We start from the raw sequence: 15,760 nt of genomic DNA, 5'->3' as shown, positions 1-15,760 counted from the left end.
CGATTTCGTGCGGTCCGAGAATCGGCGCTGAATGCGCCGAAAACCGCTGATGAACTGTTGTCCGCCAACGGCTTTCGGTTCCTGAATGGTCAGACCATATCGTGCCGCTGCGCCAGCCATACAGTGGCCGCAGCAAAGAGTGCGACGTAGGACACCAATGAAACTGGATGCCAGGGACCGCACCCAACCCGTGGTGATGGCTTACGAGTCCGGCCTGGTCCGCCGCTGGCAGTGAGTCCGTCGCGTATCCGGTGGCTACTTCGCATGCCGCATGAACTCCGGATCAGCCTGCGGAAGTGGCCGATGCTCCTACCGGAGTGCTATCGCGCGTGGCGAATTCGGTGAGCGCCGCGAAACCGAGGCCGAGGCAGGCCCACAGGGTAGCCGTCTCGCCGAGCGATGTCGCACGGAACTGCCATAGCAGCACGGCCGGGAAGTCGTCGGTCACCTCGTTGACGCCGGGCAACAGGATGTAGCCGAGCACGACAACGAGCACGAAAGCCCCGACCCCGCCGATCAGGCGGACCGTATCGAGTTGTGCGGCAAGCAGTTTGTAGACATATAGCCCGATACCGACGGCGGCAAGTCCCAGTAATACCGCCGCCAACCACAGCAGGGTGCGCTGGTTGATGGTGTCCGGTTCACCGACGGCGGGCGGATTGGCCGGGTACTTGAAGAACGGCACCGCCACGATCGCGGTCCAACCGGCCAATGCCAATCCGAGCGCGAGCTTCGGCCCCGACAAGGTGGTGTACCGACGGGCGAAATACGCGACCGAAGCGAAGATCGCGCCGAGCGCGAGTCCGGCGAGCCCGAGCGCAAGGAACTGCCCGAACTTCTGTCCGGACCGACTGACCAGCGGTTCTTCCTCGTCACCGTGCGTATGCCCGGCTGATTCGTGGGCGTGCTGGGCGGCCTGTTCCTTGGCGGTATTGGCTTCTTCGATCGAGATGGCGGCGTCTATTTTGGGTTCGCCGACGAAGTAGCCCACTGTCGCGGCCAGCAGACCGGCGATGAGACCGGCCAGCAGGCCACGCAGCAGTAGGGTTTTGAGCGATCCGATCAATGGCACGGCACACCGAGCAGGTGACGTCCGTCATGCATGAGCTCGTGCAGGTACATCCCGCTACGCGAGATGACGCCCTGGTCGAAACCGACCAGGTACAGCGTGAGCAGTGCGAGAAGAACGACGCCCACTGCGATGAGCAGTGTGCCGAGTGAATCGGTTGCCCGACTTGGTGAATGCGCGATAGCCATTCGAGTCCTCCTAGGGATGCGCGTCCCGTGAGTGGTTCGGTACGAAGGTGCCGGTGTCTGGCTTTCCGGCACCGAGGACTCGGTGCAAGAACACAGTGGCGCGACCGCTTCGGAATTTCACCGAATTACCGCATCACCCTCGCGTATGTCATGTGAACTGTGACATCCGGTCGTCCCCGCCGTCAATACGGCGGGCGACTCGCCCAGGCCAGGATGGGCGAGTCGCCCGCCGCGTCTGTCCAGTGGTATCAGGAATCGGACTTGGCCGCGACGTCCAGTACGACCTCGAACTCCAGCAGCGAGGCACCCGTCGAAACCGGCTTCTGCCGCTCGCCGGCATGCGCCTCCCGCGCGGGCCCGTCCCGCCATGCGGCGAACGACTCCTCCGAATCCCACTGGGTGACAACGAAGTACCGGTTCTCCCCGGCCACCGGCCGCAGCAACTGGAAGCCGAGGAAGCCCGGCGAGCCCTCGACCGCATGCGCACGATGGGCGAATCGCTTCTCCAACTCGGGGCCCGCGCCCTCCGGAACCTCGATCGCATTGATCTTCACAACAGCCATAGCTCCGACGATACGTCTGGGCACCTCGGGCACTGCGCAGCGCATGCGAGGTAGGCACTCGACCGCGACGCTCGCCCGTCCTCCGAGCGTCACCCCTCATCGGATCGCTTCGCGATGCTGATACCCGGGCCGCGAACAGGCAGCGCCGAGGGCGCGGCAAAGCCAACACGGCAAAATCGACACGGTGTTGTACGACGAAGGCGGGGCGGGAGTGCCGATCCTGCTGCTGCACGGACTGATGGGCAGCGCCCGCACCTGGCGCGAACAGCTCGGTTGGCTGCGGGAGTTCGGCCATGTCTACACCTTCGACGCCGCTGGGCACGGGCGCCCCGCGCCCGCGGAACTGACCACCGAGGCCTTCATCGCTGACCTCGCCGCAGCCACGGCCGAAATTTCCGAACCCATGGTGGTCATCGGACATTCGATGGGTGGCCTGCACGGCTGGGTCTTCGCGGCGCAGTACCCGCAGCGGGTGCGCGCGCTGGTGGTCGAGGATATCGCCCCCGACTTCCGCGGTCGCACCGCCGCGAACTGGGCGGCCATGATCGAGGCCTGGCCGCCGTTCCCGGATGCGGACGCGGTGCTGGATTTTTTCGGCCCGGTCGCCGGGCGGTATTTTCTCGACTCCTTCGACCGCGGTCCGGACGGCTATCGCCTGCACGGTTCGGTCGCGACCTTCCGCGATATCTCCGCGGAGTGGGGCACCCGCGACTTCTGGGCGCAATGGCGTGCGGTCCAAGCCCCCGCGCTCTTGATCGAAGGCGAATTCACCATCACCCCCGAGGGGCAGATGCGGCAGATGGCCGCCATCCACCCCGACGCGGTCTACGTCCGCATCCCGAACTCGGGCCATCTGGTGCACGATGACCAGCCCGAGCGCTACCGCACCGAGGTCGCCGCCTTCCTCCGCAAAGTCCTCGACCACCCCCTGTGAGGCTGTTCTAGCCCTCGCCTGCCAAGGCGAACAGCCCGTCGGGGGTTTGTTCGATGAGCCCGTCGACGAGCAGGGAATCCAAGGCGCGGTCGCGCTGACCGGGATCCCGAGTCCAGGCCAGGTCCAAGCGGATTCGCTCGACCGGACCGGTCGCATCGCGCAACACATCGAGCAGCCGACCACGCGCCTGACGATCGGTGCCCTCGTACTTCTGCGTCTTGCGGACCGCATCGGAGACCGGCCGGCCCGCGGCAACCCACGCGCATTCCGGCAGCGGGCAACGCGCGCAGTCCGGTGTGCGGGCCGTGCACACCGTCGCGCCGAGTTCCATCAGCGCGGCGGAAAACATTGCGGCATGGTCGATTCGGTGCGGCAGCAGCGCTTCGGTCTCGGGCAGGTCGCGGGCGGACGGATTACCGGCCGCCGCTCGGCCATGCACCGCGCGCGCCACTACCCGGCGAACATTGGTGTCCACCACCGGAACTCGCTGTCCGTAGGCGAAACAGGCCACCGCCCGCGCGGTGTATGCGCCGATACCCGGCAGACCGAGCAGCACATCGACATCGGTCGGCACCTCGTCGCCGTGTTCCTCGGTGAGCACCTTGGCGCATTCGTGCAGCCGCAGCGCCCGCCGCGGATAGCCGAGCTTGCCCCAGGCGCGCAGCACCTCGGCCTGTGATGAGGCCGCCATGGCGGAGGGGACCGGCCAGCGCGTGACCCACTCCCGCCAAATCGGTTCGACCCGCACTACCGGCGTCTGCTGCAGCATGATTTCGCTCATCAGAATCTGCCAGGCGGTGACATCCTTGCGGCGCCACGGCAGATCTCGCGCGGTCTCCCGGTACCAATCCAGCAACGATTCGGCATCCACCCGGTTGGTGCCCGTCGTGATCTTGGGTTTTCCGCCTGCACGCTGTTGCGCTGCGCCGCCCTCCGACACTGCCCTCACCGTTCCTATTGTCCTGCGGCCGGTCGATATTTGCCGAGCTGTAACGAACCAGACTCGCTGGTAACCACTTCGATGTGCACAATGGTCGGTATGCCGGATTCCAACCCGATCAGCGCCTGGAAATCCCTTCGCGAGGGCAATGAGCGTTTCGTGAGTGGCACGCTGCTGCATCCTAGTCAGGGTGCGGCCGACCGGGCCAAGCTCGTCAGCGGCCAGCACCCGCACGCGATCCTGTTCGGCTGCGGTGACTCCCGCGTGGCCGCCGAGCTGATCTTCGACCAGGGCCTCGGCGATATGTTCGTCGTGCGCACGGCGGGCCACGTGGTGGACAGTTCGGTGCTCGGCTCGATCGAGTACGGCGTGCAGGTATTGAACGTGCCGCTGATCGTGGTGCTCGGGCACGACAGCTGCGGTGCGGTGAAGGCCACCATCGACGCCCTGGACGGCGGTGAGGTGCCGGGCGGATTCATCCGCAGTGTGGTCGAGCGGGTCACACCGTCGATTCTGATCGGACGCCGGGAAGGGCTGTCCACCGTCGACGAAATGGAGGCCAGGCATGTGGTGGAGACCAGCCGTTTGCTCATGCAGCGCTCGATGATCATTTCGCAGCGCGTCGCGACAGGTGAGTGCGCGATCGCCTGTGTCACATACAAACTGGCCGAGGGCGAGGTGAAGTTGCAGCGCGTCGTCGGCAATATCGGTGAGCTGGCCTGAAACGGCTGATCCGAGTCAGTCGACGGTGGGAGCGGAATTTACCTGCCGCGCGCGGGTTTTCCGATCCGACACGCCGGGGTCCTGAGTCGCTGCACCGGATCGTGCCCTTACCGTTGACTCGTGCTGGAACCGAATGGACCGCTGCCTCCGGAGATCTATTGGCGACGCCGCGTGCTCGCCATCGGCATCCTGGTCGTGGCGCTCGCACTGGTGATCTGGTTGGTATTGACGGTCACGCGCAGTGGCGATTCGCCCGGTACGACAAAGGCGGCCGCGACGAGTTCCACGTCCGCGACGAATAAGCCCGCGGGCGCGACCTCCACGCCACCGAGCACCGCCGAATCCAATGCGAAGCCCTCCGGCACCACCACTGCGGCCGCCAGCGCTAGTCAGGTCGCCGCGGGCACCTGCCCGGACCAGTCCCTCGCGGTGAAGGTGACCGTCGAGCAGCCGACCTACAAGACCGGTGAGAATCCGGTATTCGGCGTCGTGATCACCAATATCTCGTCCACGGCGTGTTCCCGCGATGTCGGCTCCGGACTCCAGCAGGTCTCGGTAACCACCCTCGACGGCCAGCGCCGTCTCTGGTCGAGCACCGACTGCTACCCCGACGGTGCCCCCGATGTCCGCACCCTCAATCGCGGCGAACAAGCCGCCTTCATGGTCACTTGGTCCGGCTCGACCTCCCAGCCCGGCTGTGCGGGCGACCGCGTCCAGGTCCCACCCGGCGCCTACGCCGTAGTCGCCCAACTCGGCTCCCTACGCAGCGCCGCCGAACCCTTCAACATCGCCTGACCCTGCCGCATATCCGGCGCTAATCGCGTGTGCGATGGTCGCATGCGGTACGTGAGCACTGACGTTGTGCGACAACCGGGTCAGAAGTCGGGGGCGATTTCGGTGGATGGGTTGCGTTGTTTACGTAGACCGGCGAGGCGGATGGCCGATTTGACGTCGGTCACCTCGTGAATCTTCATGCCGCCCCTGGTGCGTGCCGAACCGGGTGGCACCAGGGCGGTGCTGAAGCCGAGACGTTCGGCCTCGGCGAGTCTGCGCTCCAGGCCGGTAACCCGGCGTACCTCACCGGCCAGCCCGACCTCACCGAGGATGACCCAGCCGACGGGCAGCGCCTGATCGCGCTCGGCACTCGCAATGGCAAGTGCCACAGCGAGATCCGCGGCGGGCTCCAGTAAGCGCATGCCACCGACGGTCGCGGCGTACACGTCGTGTTTGCCGAGGAACACCCGCCCGCGGCTCTGTAGTACGGCGAGCACCATCGCGACCCGGTTGTAGTCCAGCCCGCTCACCGCCCGCCGCGGATTCGGGATCTCGGTGTGCACGGTCAGCCCCTGCACCTCGGCGACCAGCGGCCGCTTACCGTCCATTGCCACCGTGACCGCGGTGCCCGATACCGAATCGGTGCGGTGGTGCAGGAACAGCCCGGACGGATCGGCGACGCAGGAGATCCCATCGTCATGCAATTCGAAGCAGCCGACCTCATCGGAGCTGCCGAAGCGGTTCTTGATGCCGCGCACCATGCGCAGTGTGGAGTTCTTATCGCCCTCGAACTGCAGCACCACATCCACGAGATGTTCGAGCGTGCGCGGGCCCGCGACATTGCCGTCCTTGGTGACATGTCCGACCAGCAGCACCGCGATCCCGCTCGCCTTGGCCAGTGACGTGAGCGCTGCCGCGACCGCGCGCACCTGGGTGACACCGCCGATGGTCCCGTCCACCTCCGGGACGAGCATGGTCTGCACCGAGTCGACCACCAGCAGCGTCGGGCGCACCTGTTCGACATGGCCGAGCACGACCGATAGATCCGATTCCGCTGCGAGATAGACCCTTTCGTGCACCGCATCGGTCCGGTCGGCGCGCAGCCGAACCTGTCCGGCCGATTCCTCCGCGGTGACATAGAGCGACTTCTCGTCGCGCTGGGTGGCCCACCGGTGGGCGACCTCCAAAAGCAGCGTCGACTTGCCGACGCCGGGCTCACCGGAGAGCAGGACGACCGATCCGGGCACGATGCCACCGCCGAGTACCCGGTCGAGTTCCTCGACACCGGTCGGCCTGGCCTTGGTGACCTTGGAATCGATCTGGGAGATGGGCGCGGCGGCGGTGCTCGGCAGCATAGCCTTGCGCCCGACCGGCGATGCCGCGGTCGCCGCGGCTCCGGCTACCTCGTCGACGGTGCCCCAGGCACCGCAGTCCGGGCATTTGCCCACCCATTTGGCGACCTCGTACCGGCATTCGGAGCATCGGAAGATCGACTTGGTCTTTGCCACAGGCGCGCTCCCCCGCCTCTCCGAGTCTTTTGCCGGTCGTAAGCGCCTCGAAAGTCACGAGCCGGACCGGCAGTCGGGCACTCGAACAGCGTTGGGCGTACCCGACGAGTTACCCATGTACTTACGAGATCAGTTGTTACGTCGGCAATCCTACTGTGCAGTCTCCCTCCGGAGATCTGATCAGTGGCCGCCCTTGGTCGCGGCGGTCTGGCCCTCGTGCCGTTCGGTCACCGCGCCTGCGTCGACCGGGACCTGCACGGTCACGGTGCCGTTCTGTTTGAAGTTGAACGTCACCGGATAGGTGAGGCCGGGGGTGATGTCCTTGGTCAGACCGGTGATCTCGATCAGGCCCGGCCGCTTCTCGGCATCGACGGCGGCCTTGTCACCGGACGGAGCCGCGCTGGTGGTCGCAGCGGCGGTGCCGCTCGGCGTCGCACCGCGCTCGTCGGACTTGGCGGCGGTGACGGCGGCGGGCGAGGTCGCCGCGACGACGGTCTGCTGCGGGGCGATCCGGAAGGCCGGGGCACCCGCGGGCGGGGTGATCTTCACCGTGCCGAGGTCGGTGGCGATGCTGGTCAGCTCGTCGGCGACAGTCTCGCCGTTGTTGACGACCGACAGCGCGATGATCGCCTTGCCGCCCTTGGCATTGGTGTACTCGGTGCCGCTGGCCGGGAAGACGATGTGCACATTGCGCAGCGAGATCCGGTCGATGTCGGCGTGATTGCCGTTGACCGCGGCGACCTGGGTCGCGGTCTGCGACACCTGGCCCGCACCGCAGCCGGACAGCACGAGCGCCGCCCCGGCGGCGAGCGCGGCAACCGAAACCATGCGACGACGCGCCCCTGTCGAGGCGGTCACAGCTTTCAGGGCAGTCACGGGTTGTCCTCCATGTCGACCGGGCTCACTCCGATAAGGAGAGTAATAACTAGGCAGCGTAGTAGTAGCCGCTGCGGAGCAGACGGCGGGGTTGTGTCTAATTTGCCGCGCCTGCGGGGGCGCGAACCCTCGCTCGTAAGACTCGCTCCGTGTTGGTCGGCGCGGGCGGGTCGTTCGGCACCTGATGTGCGCGGGTCGGGACTCGCACCGGCGTCGCGTGCGTACGACGACTCGGCTGAGTCGATAGCCGCGCCTTCGCTCGGACGCGAGACGGGCCGTGAACTCGTCGCTGGTAGGACTCGCTCCGTGCCGATTCCCAGTGTTGGAAGGTACGGACACTCCGTGCTCGGCAACCGTTGCGTAACGGTTTTCCGCATGGGCGGCGCGGTTGCGGACACGCTGCTGGGGTCGCGGACCGTCCGGTGCGCTATTCACGCCGGTCGATAACCCGTTCTGCCACAACGCAATGCACACCGCGCCGGTTCTGTCAACCCCGACGGTCGGCTCGTTGTGGCCCTGACCTGCACAGTTGATCGCGCCGTTACCGAGTCGCATGTTAAACTGTGAACATCGAAAGGGGCACGGGACACATGATTTTTAAGGTCGGAGACACCGTCGTTTACCCCCACCACGGAGCGGCGCTGATCGAAGCTATCGAGACTCGCACCATCAAGGGTGAGCAAAAAGAGTATCTGGTCCTGAAGGTCGCCCAAGGTGACCTGACTGTTCGCGTTCCCGCAGAGAACGCCGAATATGTCGGCGTGCGCGACGTCGTCGGCCAGGAGGGTCTCGACCGAGTCTTCCAGGTGCTGCGTGCGCCGCACACCGAAGAACCGACTAACTGGTCCCGCCGCTACAAGGCCAACCTGGAGAAGCTCGCCTCCGGCGATGTGAACAAGGTGGCCGAGGTCGTTCGCGACCTGTGGCGTCGGGAGCAGGACCGCGGTCTATCCGCGGGTGAGAAGCGGATGTTGGCCAAGGCCCGGCAGATTCTCGTCGGTGAGCTCGCGCTCGCCGAGGGCACCGATGACGGCAAGGCCGAGACGCTCCTCGATGAGGTTCTCGCTGCGGCTTCCTGACCGTGAACGTTTCTGACAGCGACGGATCCGTCGTTGCGTTGGTACCTGCCGCCGGCCGGGGCGTTCGTCTGGGTGAATCCACACCCAAGGCGTTCGTCACGGTCGGCGGCAGACCTATGGTCCGGTTGGCCGTAGATGGCCTGATCGCCTCCGGGGCGGTCGACCGGATCATCGTGATGGTCCCCACCGAACTCGTCGAGCGCGCCGTTGCCCTGCTGCCGCCCTCGGAGTCGGTGCGTGTGGTCATCGGCGGCACCGAGCGCACCGATTCTGTGCGCTGCGGTATCGCCGCCGCCCCCGATGCCGGCCATTTCCTCGTGCACGATGCCGCCCGCGCCCTGACCCCGCCCGAGCTGATCGCCCGGGTCGTCGCGGAACTGCGCGCGGGTGCCCAGGCCGTCGTGCCCGCATTGCCGGTGGTCGACACCATCAAATCCGTCGACCCGCGCGGCGAGGTCACCGGTACGCCCGACCGCGCTGGTCTGCGCGCCATTCAGACTCCGCAGGGTTTCGCCGCTGACGTGCTGCGTGCGGCCTATGCCGATGCGCGTCTGCGGGCCACCGACGACGCCGGTCTGGTCGAACTGCTCGGTACCCGGGTGCGCACCATTCCGGGCGACCCCATGGCTTTCAAGATCACCACCCGGCTCGATCTGCAGCTGGCCAACGCGGTCCTCGACGGCGTACGGACGGCGGGTCCAGCGTGAGTATGCGCGTCGGCATCGGCAGCGATGTCCATCCGATCGAAGCCGGCAGGCCGTGCTGGATGGCGGGTCTGCTCTTCGACGGCGATGACGGCTGCGCCGGACATTCCGATGGCGATGTCGCCGCGCACGCGCTGTGCGATGCGCTGCTTTCCGCGGCCGGACTCGGCGATGTCGGCGCGGTCTTCGGCACCGGACGGCCGGAATGGGCGGGCGTTTCCGGCGCGGCCATGCTCAAAGAAGTGCGAAGGCTGCTCGACGAGGCGAATTTCGAAATCGTCAATGCGGCGGTTCAGGTGATCGGCAATCGGCCGAAGATCGGACCGCGTCGCGCCGAGGCCCAACAGGTGCTCGGCGAGTTGCTCGGCGCCCCGGTCTCGGTATCGGGCACCACCACCGACGGCTTGGGGTTGACCGGCCGCGGCGAGGGCATTGCGGCAGTGGCTACCGCCCTGCTACAAGAGTGTCACTGATCCAGCCCCCGCCGACCTGATCCGCTCCGTGAGCGGCCTTCTCTACCAGCTAGGATCGACTTCCGTGACTCTGCGCCTGTTTGACACCGACACGCGGACCATGCGCGATTTCGCGCCACTGGTCCCCGGCCGTGCCTCGGTGTACCTCTGTGGCGCTACCGTGCAGGGGGAACCACATATCGGCCATTTGCGCAGCGGAGTCGCCTTCGACGTACTGCGGCGCTGGTTGCTCGCACACGACTACGACGTGTCGTTCATCCGCAATGTCACCGATATCGAGGACAAGATCCTCATCAAGGCCGCCGAGGCGGGGCGGCCCTGGTGGGAATGGGCGGCCACCTATGAGCGCGCCTTCGACAAGGCCTACCACACCCTCGGCGTCCTGCCGCCCTCGGTGGAACCCCGCGCGACCGGCCACATCACCCAGATGATCGATCTGATGCAGCGGTTGATCGAGCGCGGGCACGCCTACGCCTCGGCGGGCAATGTCTACTTCGATGTCCTCAGCTATCCGGAATACGGCAGCCTGTCCGGGCACAAAATCGAGGACGTGACCCAGGGCGAGAGCGCCGGCCAGGGCAAGCGCGATCCGCGCGACTTCACGCTATGGAAGGCCGCCAAGCCCGGTGAGCCCACTTGGCCGTCGCCGTGGGGTCCCGGTCGGCCCGGCTGGCATCTGGAGTGCTCGGCCATGGCCGAGTTCTACCTCGGCCCTGAATTCGATATCCATTGCGGCGGAATGGATCTGGTCTTCCCGCACCATGAGAACGAGATTGCCCAATCCAAGGCCGCCGGTAACGGTTTCGCGCAGTACTGGCTGCACAACGGCTGGGTGACCATGGGCGGCGAGAAGATGTCCAAGTCGCTCGGCAATGTGCTCTCGGTGCCGAATGTGCTGAAAAAGGTTCGGGCCGTTGAGCTCAGATTCTACCTGGGCAGCGCGCACTATCGCTCGATGCTCGAGTACTCGGACAAGGCGCTCTACGATGCCGCGGCCTCGTATCAGCGCATCGAGGCCTTCGTGCACCGGGTAGCCGAGCGGGCCGGGGAGATCGCGGTCGGCAAGTGGACCGATGCGTTCGCCGAGGCGCTCGACGACGATCTGGCGATTCCGCGAGCCCTGGCCGAGGTACATCGAGTTGTGCACGAGGGCAATAAGGCGCTGGAATCGGGTGCGCTCGATGCGGCGGTCGAACTGGCCGGCCAGGTCCGGGCCATGCTGAATATCCTCGGCGTCTGCCCGTTCGACCCGCAGTGGTACACACCACAGGACAATTCGGTCGCGCTGGACGCATTGGATGTTCTGGTGCGCGCCGAACTCGACCGCCGCCAGCAGGCGCGCGTAGCCAAGGACTGGGCGAGCGCCGATGCGGCGCGCGACCGGCTGCAGGCCGCTGGAATCGAAGTGACCGATACCCCGCAGGGCCCGGAATGGTCGCTGGGCGCGGCACAGCATTCGCCGGGCGCGGTACAGCGTGGAAAGGCGAACTGATGGCAGGCAATTCACAGCGTCGCGGCGCGATTCGTAAGGGCGGCAGCAAGAAGGGTGCGGTCGTCGGCTCCGGCGGGCAGCGTCGGCGCGGTCTGGAGCCGCGTGGTGCGACCCCGCCCGCCGAGGCGCGTACCAAACATCCCGCCGCCAAGCGCGCGGCCGCCAAGGCGAAAGCCGCGACCCAGGGTAGGCCGGGCCCGCGCGGCACTGCTCGTCCGGCCGGACGCAAGAGTGACGACGGTCCGGAGATGGTGCTCGGGCGCAATCCGGTCGTCGAATGTCTGCGAGCGGGTGTGCCCGCGAGTGCGCTGTACGTCGCAGTGGGCACCGAGAACGACGACCGGCTGACCGAAAGTGTCAAGATCGCAGCGGATGCGGGCATTTCGATCCTCGAGGTGCCGCGCACCGATCTGGATCGGTTGAGCGCCAACGGACTGCATCAGGGTGTCGCACTGCAGGTGCCGCCGTATCGGTATGCCCATCCGGATGATCTGGTTGCACGGGTCCTGGATTCGGCCGAACCCGCCCTGCTGGTCGCGCTGGACAATATTTCCGATCCGCGCAATCTGGGTGCCGTGATCCGCTCGGTGGCGGCCTTCGGTGGCCAGGGTGTGCTGATTCCGCAGCGGCGCAGTGCCAGCGTTACCGCGGTGGCCTGGCGGACCAGTGCCGGTGCCGCGGCCCGGCTTCCGGTCGCGCGCGCGACGAATCTCACTCGTACGCTGAAGGATTGGGCCTCGCAGGGCTTCCAGATCGTCGGTCTCGACGCCGGTGGTGACACTACCCTCGATGATTTCGACGGCCGCACCCCCACCGTGATCGTGGTCGGTTCGGAGGGTAAAGGCCTATCCCGGCTGGTTCGCGAGACCTGTGATTCGATCCTCGGTATTCCGATGGCGGGACCGGTGGAATCGTTGAACGCCTCCGTCGCGGCGGGTGTCGTGCTCTCCGAGATCGCGCGCCAGCGTCGAGTCTGAGTGCGGAAAACCTGATCGGCGTCTGGTCGACGTTGCGGACGCGTTCGAACCGCAACGGGCGGACCACAAATCGGCGATCGCGGTCGTCCGGGCGAATCGGCCGACGCGGTTGAACCGCAAATCGACTCCAGCCCCGTAGAATTCGACTCGTGGTCATCCCGAATCAGGCTCCCAAGGAGACGATCGAGCATCCGCATGCGACGGCGGTGCTGGCGCTCGGTGCGGCGGGTCTGTTGTGCTGCGGCGCGCTGGGGCCGGTGGCTTGGGCGCTCGGCAGACGCGCGCTCGACCAGATCGAGGAATCGCAAGGTGGTTACGGCGGTCGCACGCAGGTGCTGGTCGGCTACGTTCTCGGCGTTGTCGGCACGATCCTCATGGTCTGCATGGCGATCATTTTCCTGCTTATCCTGATCGGCGGCCGCGCGTAATCGCGGGACGCGTCAGTCCAGGCTCGGACGTTCCCGTTCGCCCTTGCTGTCCCAGGCGGGCCATTCCTCGCTGATGCTCCCGGTCCAATTGGGCTGGCGGCGATCCCGGAAGGCGGCCATCGCCTCATCGCCGTCGATGCTCTTGCTGACGTGCGCGTTCAGATCGGTCTCGAGTTGTCCGACCACGCTCGGGCTCATGCCGAGGCCCTCCCATAGCAGCCGCTTCGACAGTGCGACCGGCAGCGGCGCCGGCCCGTTCGCGATGTCATGGGCGACGGCGAGTGCCGTCGGCAGCACCTCGCCCCCGGGCAGGCAGCCATTGGCCAGACCCATGGCCTTGGCCTCGTCGCCGTCGAAGGTGCGACCGGTCAGCATGATGTCGGCCGCGTTGGCCATGCCGACCAACCGTGGCAGCGTCCAGTGCGCGTAGCCATCGGCGAGTACACCGCGACGCACCTGATTGAGTCCATAGACCGCGTCGCGCGCCATGTACCGCAGATCGCACTGCAAGGCCAGTGCGAGTCCGATACCGACGGCGTGCCCGTTCACCGCCGCGATCACCGGTTTGCGGACCCGCCACGGCGCCGGTTCGATGGTCGCGCTGACCTCGCCGACCCGGTTGGACAGATCGGCACCCGCGCAGAACGCGGGCGCCGTGCCGGTAAGGACGACCGCGCGAATCGCATCCTCGACATCGCAACGCTGTAGCGCCGCACTCAATTCGGCGGCCATGGCGGGGGTGACGGCGTTCTGCTGTGCGGGTCTGTTGAGGGTGAGGACGGCGATGCCCGCGGAGACATCGACGAGCAGTTCCGAACTCATGCCACAGGATGGTAGTCGCGTTCTCGGCCCGCGCGGCGCGGCGTGTTCGCGGCCCAGGCGGATGCCATCGAAAAACCGCGGATCGGTAGCAGCCAGAGCCCTGCTGACCTGCACTGATAGCTGATTTCAGCGCCGGTTGATCAGGTATCGGCACGCTGTCGGCGCTGTGGGAGATCGTTCGAGCACGGGAACCCCACCGGGCCTCGACGAACAACCCGATGCGGAGAAACCGCCATGATGCCCGGCGCCGCCGTGCCCAGTTGCTGATCGGCCTCGACCTCGCCTTCGTCCGCATTCCGCTGGCGCGGCACCGCTACGGCGCCGCTGCCGAACGCCGAGCATCCACACCACGCACCATGCTCGCGCGCACATAAATGGTGCGCGCCACCGGATCAGGTCGGTGAGTCAGCGGGCGCGGGCGGCCTGTCGGCGGCGGGGGCCGATGACGCGGCATATCAGGTAGATCAGGAAGGAGATGGTGGTGACGAAGGTGGAGACCGGGACACCGGGCGCGAGCGACAACAGAATGCCGCCGACCGCGGCGGTTTCCGCGAAGACCACCGTGAGCACCGTGGCGCGCACCGGATTCGCGGTCAGCTGCGCCGCCGCGGCCGCGGGGGTGATGAGCAGCGCGAGCACCAGCAGTGCGCCCACGATCTGCACTCCGAAGGCGGCGGTAATGCCGAGCATGACCGCGAACACCACCGAAAGCGCTCGCACCGGAACCCCGCGTGCGACCGCGACTTCGGGATCCGAACTCGCGAAAAGCAGCGGCCGGTACACCACCGCGAGTACGGCGAGCACCAAGACGGTGCAGGTCGCCAGCAGTGCCAGCCCGTTATAGCCGACACTGACCACTTGACCGGTCAGCAGCGAGAATTTCGACCCGGCGCGTTCTGGGCCCAGCCACAGGAACAGCACGGAGAGTCCGAGTCCGAACGACAGCACCACCGCGATCACCGAATCGCGTTCTCTGGCTTTGCTGCCGAGCAGACCGAACAGCACCGCGGCCACCACCGAGCCGACGATCGCGCCGAGCCCGACCCCGATTCCGGCCAGCAGCGCGGCGGCCGCACCGGTCAGCGAGAGCTCACTGGTGCCGTGCACCGCGAACGACATCTGCCTGCTGATGATCAAGGGCCCGATCACCCCGGCCAGCAGGCCGAGCAACGCGGCGGCGAATACCGCTTGCTGGACGAAGGAATAGGAGAGCAGATTTGCGGTGGTGGTGAAGTCGAACATCTTCGAGATGACACCGGACAGCTTGTCGATCATGAACGAACCCCACTCGATTCGGGCAATTCCTCGGAAAGCGTCGCGCCGTGGCAGTGTTGGGCCCCGGCCGCGCCGAGTGCGTCCATGGTGTCGCCGGTACCGACGACGACCAGGCGCCCGCGCACTCGCAGCACGTCGACCTCGGTCTGATACAGCTCCGAGAGCACCGCCGAGGTCATCACCTCATCGGGCGTGCCGATCCGGAATTTTCCGTCGACCAGATACAGCACCCGATCCACCAGCGGCAGAATGGGATTGATCTCATGTGTCACGAAAAGCACTGCGGTGTCATGGGTTCGCCTGCGTCGATCGATCAGCTCCGAAACCAACCGCTGATTGGCCAGATCGAGGCTCAACAGTGGTTCATCGCAGAGCAGCACCTTGGGATCGCCGACGAGCGCCTGCGCGACCCGTAGCCGCTGCTGTTCACCGCCGGACATGGATTCCAGTGGTGCGTAAGCGAATTTCTGCGCGCCCACATCGGCGATGGCGGCGCGAACTTTGCGTTTGCGCTCGGCGCGGTGCCGCAGGCCGAGGCCCCAGCGGTGCCCGTCGACACCGAGTCCGACCAGATCGACCCCGCGCAGCTGCACACCGGCATCGATCGTCTTCTGTTGCGGCACATAGCCGATATCGGGGTTGCCGGCTCGTGCGGGCCCACCCGCGATATGGGCGGCGCCGGAGCTGAGCGCGAGCTGACCGAGCAGTACCTTCAGCAGCGAGGTCTTACCGGATCCGTTCGGCCCGAGCACCGCGACGAATTCGCCGGGCGCGATCTCGAGATTCAGCCCTTGCCAGAGCGTGCGCTCGCCGAATGCCAAGCCGGCGGAATCGAGCTTTACGGCGACTGAACGGGTCTCGAAGCGACGCCCGACCTCGTCGGCCGGCCCGGCTCCCACGGCCTCGCCCGGCATCGGGTCGCCACCGCTCATGGA

19 protein-coding genes and 1 riboswitch are annotated in these 15,760 nt (G+C 66.6%); of the genes, 10 read left to right on the top strand and 9 right to left on the bottom strand.

Translation table 11 applies throughout. The features are described from left to right. Window positions 1-283 precede the first annotated feature (283 nt). The 3 genes from ACW2Q0_RS12005 to mhuD all read right to left on the bottom strand — a co-directional run bounded on the left by ACW2Q0_RS12005 (window position 284) and on the right by mhuD (window position 1,820). On the bottom strand, window positions 284-1,072 hold the full coding sequence (locus ACW2Q0_RS12005; protein ID WP_457189250.1) for a CbtA family protein: 789 nt from the start codon (window positions 1,070-1,072) through the stop codon (window positions 284-286). Next, window positions 1,063-1,257: a CbtB domain-containing protein gene (locus tag ACW2Q0_RS12000; protein ID WP_040686176.1), complete on the bottom strand. Its 195-nt coding sequence runs from the start codon at window positions 1,255-1,257 to the stop codon at window positions 1,063-1,065. The genes ACW2Q0_RS12005 and ACW2Q0_RS12000 overlap by 10 nt, the downstream gene beginning before the upstream one ends. A 35-nt stretch (window positions 1,258-1,292) precedes the next feature. Next, a riboswitch (cobalamin riboswitch) is annotated at window positions 1,293-1,434 on the bottom strand. Window positions 1,435-1,505: 71 nt separating this feature from the next. Beyond that, window positions 1,506-1,820 carry a mycobilin-forming heme oxygenase MhuD gene (gene mhuD / locus ACW2Q0_RS11995; protein ID WP_457189248.1) on the bottom strand — a complete coding sequence of 105 codons (315 nt, stop codon included), beginning with the start codon at window positions 1,818-1,820 and terminating at the stop codon, window positions 1,506-1,508. 184 nt (window positions 1,821-2,004) lie between these two features. On the opposite strand from mhuD, the gene ACW2Q0_RS11990 reads away from it, so the two are divergent. Then, window positions 2,005-2,754 (top strand): alpha/beta fold hydrolase, encoded by a 750-nt coding sequence (locus ACW2Q0_RS11990; RefSeq protein WP_457189246.1) that lies wholly within the window; start codon window positions 2,005-2,007, stop codon window positions 2,752-2,754. 7 nt (window positions 2,755-2,761) lie between these two features. Here the strand turns inward: ACW2Q0_RS11990 and ACW2Q0_RS11985 are convergent, their stop codons facing one another. After that, on the bottom strand, window positions 2,762-3,646 hold the full coding sequence (locus ACW2Q0_RS11985; RefSeq protein WP_457189494.1) for an A/G-specific adenine glycosylase: 885 nt from the start codon (window positions 3,644-3,646) through the stop codon (window positions 2,762-2,764). Between the two features lie 147 nt (window positions 3,647-3,793). Between ACW2Q0_RS11985 and ACW2Q0_RS11980 the strand changes: the two genes are divergently transcribed. Beyond that, complete coding sequence (locus ACW2Q0_RS11980) at window positions 3,794-4,417, top strand: carbonic anhydrase (RefSeq protein ID WP_457189244.1); 624 nt, start codon at window positions 3,794-3,796, stop codon at window positions 4,415-4,417. A 120-nt stretch (window positions 4,418-4,537) separates the two neighbouring features. Then, window positions 4,538-5,212, top strand: a complete 675-nt coding sequence (locus ACW2Q0_RS11975; RefSeq protein WP_457189242.1) for a hypothetical protein — start codon at window positions 4,538-4,540, stop codon at window positions 5,210-5,212. An 80-nt stretch (window positions 5,213-5,292) separates the two neighbouring features. Here ACW2Q0_RS11975 and radA read toward each other — a convergent pair whose 3' ends face one another. Continuing rightward, on the bottom strand, window positions 5,293-6,699 hold the full coding sequence (gene radA / locus ACW2Q0_RS11970) for a DNA repair protein RadA (RefSeq protein WP_457189240.1): 1,407 nt from the start codon (window positions 6,697-6,699) through the stop codon (window positions 5,293-5,295). Between the two features lie 180 nt (window positions 6,700-6,879). Then, window positions 6,880-7,575: a hypothetical protein gene (locus tag ACW2Q0_RS11965; RefSeq protein ID WP_457189238.1), complete on the bottom strand. Its 696-nt coding sequence runs from the start codon at window positions 7,573-7,575 to the stop codon at window positions 6,880-6,882. A 590-nt stretch (window positions 7,576-8,165) separates the two neighbouring features. Between ACW2Q0_RS11965 and carD the strand changes: the two genes are divergently transcribed. From carD to ACW2Q0_RS11935, 6 genes are all read left to right on the top strand, one after another. After that, entirely contained in the window at window positions 8,166-8,654 is a 489-nt protein-coding gene (carD, locus tag ACW2Q0_RS11960) for an RNA polymerase-binding transcription factor CarD (RefSeq protein WP_011206964.1), read from the top strand. Window positions 8,655-8,656: 2 nt separating this feature from the next. After that, window positions 8,657-9,361 carry a 2-C-methyl-D-erythritol 4-phosphate cytidylyltransferase gene (gene ispD / locus ACW2Q0_RS11955; protein WP_457189235.1) on the top strand — a complete coding sequence of 235 codons (705 nt, stop codon included), beginning with the start codon at window positions 8,657-8,659 and terminating at the stop codon, window positions 9,359-9,361. A gap of 2 nt (window positions 9,362-9,363) precedes the next feature. Further along, window positions 9,364-9,831 (top strand): 2-C-methyl-D-erythritol 2,4-cyclodiphosphate synthase, encoded by a 468-nt coding sequence (ispF, locus tag ACW2Q0_RS11950; protein ID WP_457189492.1) that lies wholly within the window; start codon window positions 9,364-9,366, stop codon window positions 9,829-9,831. Between the two features lie 64 nt (window positions 9,832-9,895). Further along, the gene (gene cysS, locus ACW2Q0_RS11945; protein WP_457189233.1) at window positions 9,896-11,323 is read left to right on the top strand and encodes a cysteine--tRNA ligase; all 1,428 of its coding nucleotides are present in this window, start codon (window positions 9,896-9,898) and stop codon (window positions 11,321-11,323) included. Next, on the top strand, window positions 11,323-12,300 hold the full coding sequence (gene rlmB / locus ACW2Q0_RS11940) for a 23S rRNA (guanosine(2251)-2'-O)-methyltransferase RlmB (protein WP_457189231.1): 978 nt from the start codon (window positions 11,323-11,325) through the stop codon (window positions 12,298-12,300). Before cysS ends, rlmB begins: the two co-directional genes overlap by 1 nt. Before the next feature lie 149 nt (window positions 12,301-12,449). After that, window positions 12,450-12,728 (top strand): DUF4190 domain-containing protein, encoded by a 279-nt coding sequence (locus tag ACW2Q0_RS11935; RefSeq protein ID WP_457189229.1) that lies wholly within the window; start codon window positions 12,450-12,452, stop codon window positions 12,726-12,728. A gap of 12 nt (window positions 12,729-12,740) precedes the next feature. Here the strand turns inward: ACW2Q0_RS11935 and ACW2Q0_RS11930 are convergent, their stop codons facing one another. After that, window positions 12,741-13,550 (bottom strand): enoyl-CoA hydratase/isomerase family protein, encoded by an 810-nt coding sequence (locus tag ACW2Q0_RS11930; protein ID WP_457189227.1) that lies wholly within the window; start codon window positions 13,548-13,550, stop codon window positions 12,741-12,743. Window positions 13,551-13,768: 218 nt separating this feature from the next. On the opposite strand from ACW2Q0_RS11930, the gene ACW2Q0_RS11925 reads away from it, so the two are divergent. Next, window positions 13,769-13,924, top strand: a complete 156-nt coding sequence (locus ACW2Q0_RS11925; protein ID WP_457189225.1) for a hypothetical protein — start codon at window positions 13,769-13,771, stop codon at window positions 13,922-13,924. A gap of 31 nt (window positions 13,925-13,955) precedes the next feature. Here ACW2Q0_RS11925 and ACW2Q0_RS11920 read toward each other — a convergent pair whose 3' ends face one another. After that, complete coding sequence (locus ACW2Q0_RS11920; protein WP_457189223.1) at window positions 13,956-14,825, bottom strand: metal ABC transporter permease; 870 nt, start codon at window positions 14,823-14,825, stop codon at window positions 13,956-13,958. After that, entirely contained in the window at window positions 14,822-15,757 is a 936-nt protein-coding gene (locus ACW2Q0_RS11915) for a metal ABC transporter ATP-binding protein (RefSeq protein WP_457189221.1), read from the bottom strand. Before ACW2Q0_RS11915 ends, ACW2Q0_RS11920 begins: the two co-directional genes overlap by 4 nt. Window positions 15,758-15,760 lie beyond the last annotated feature (3 nt).

The organism is Nocardia citri (assembly GCF_054065835.1).
This window is presented reverse-complemented; position numbering and strand designations above follow the sequence as displayed.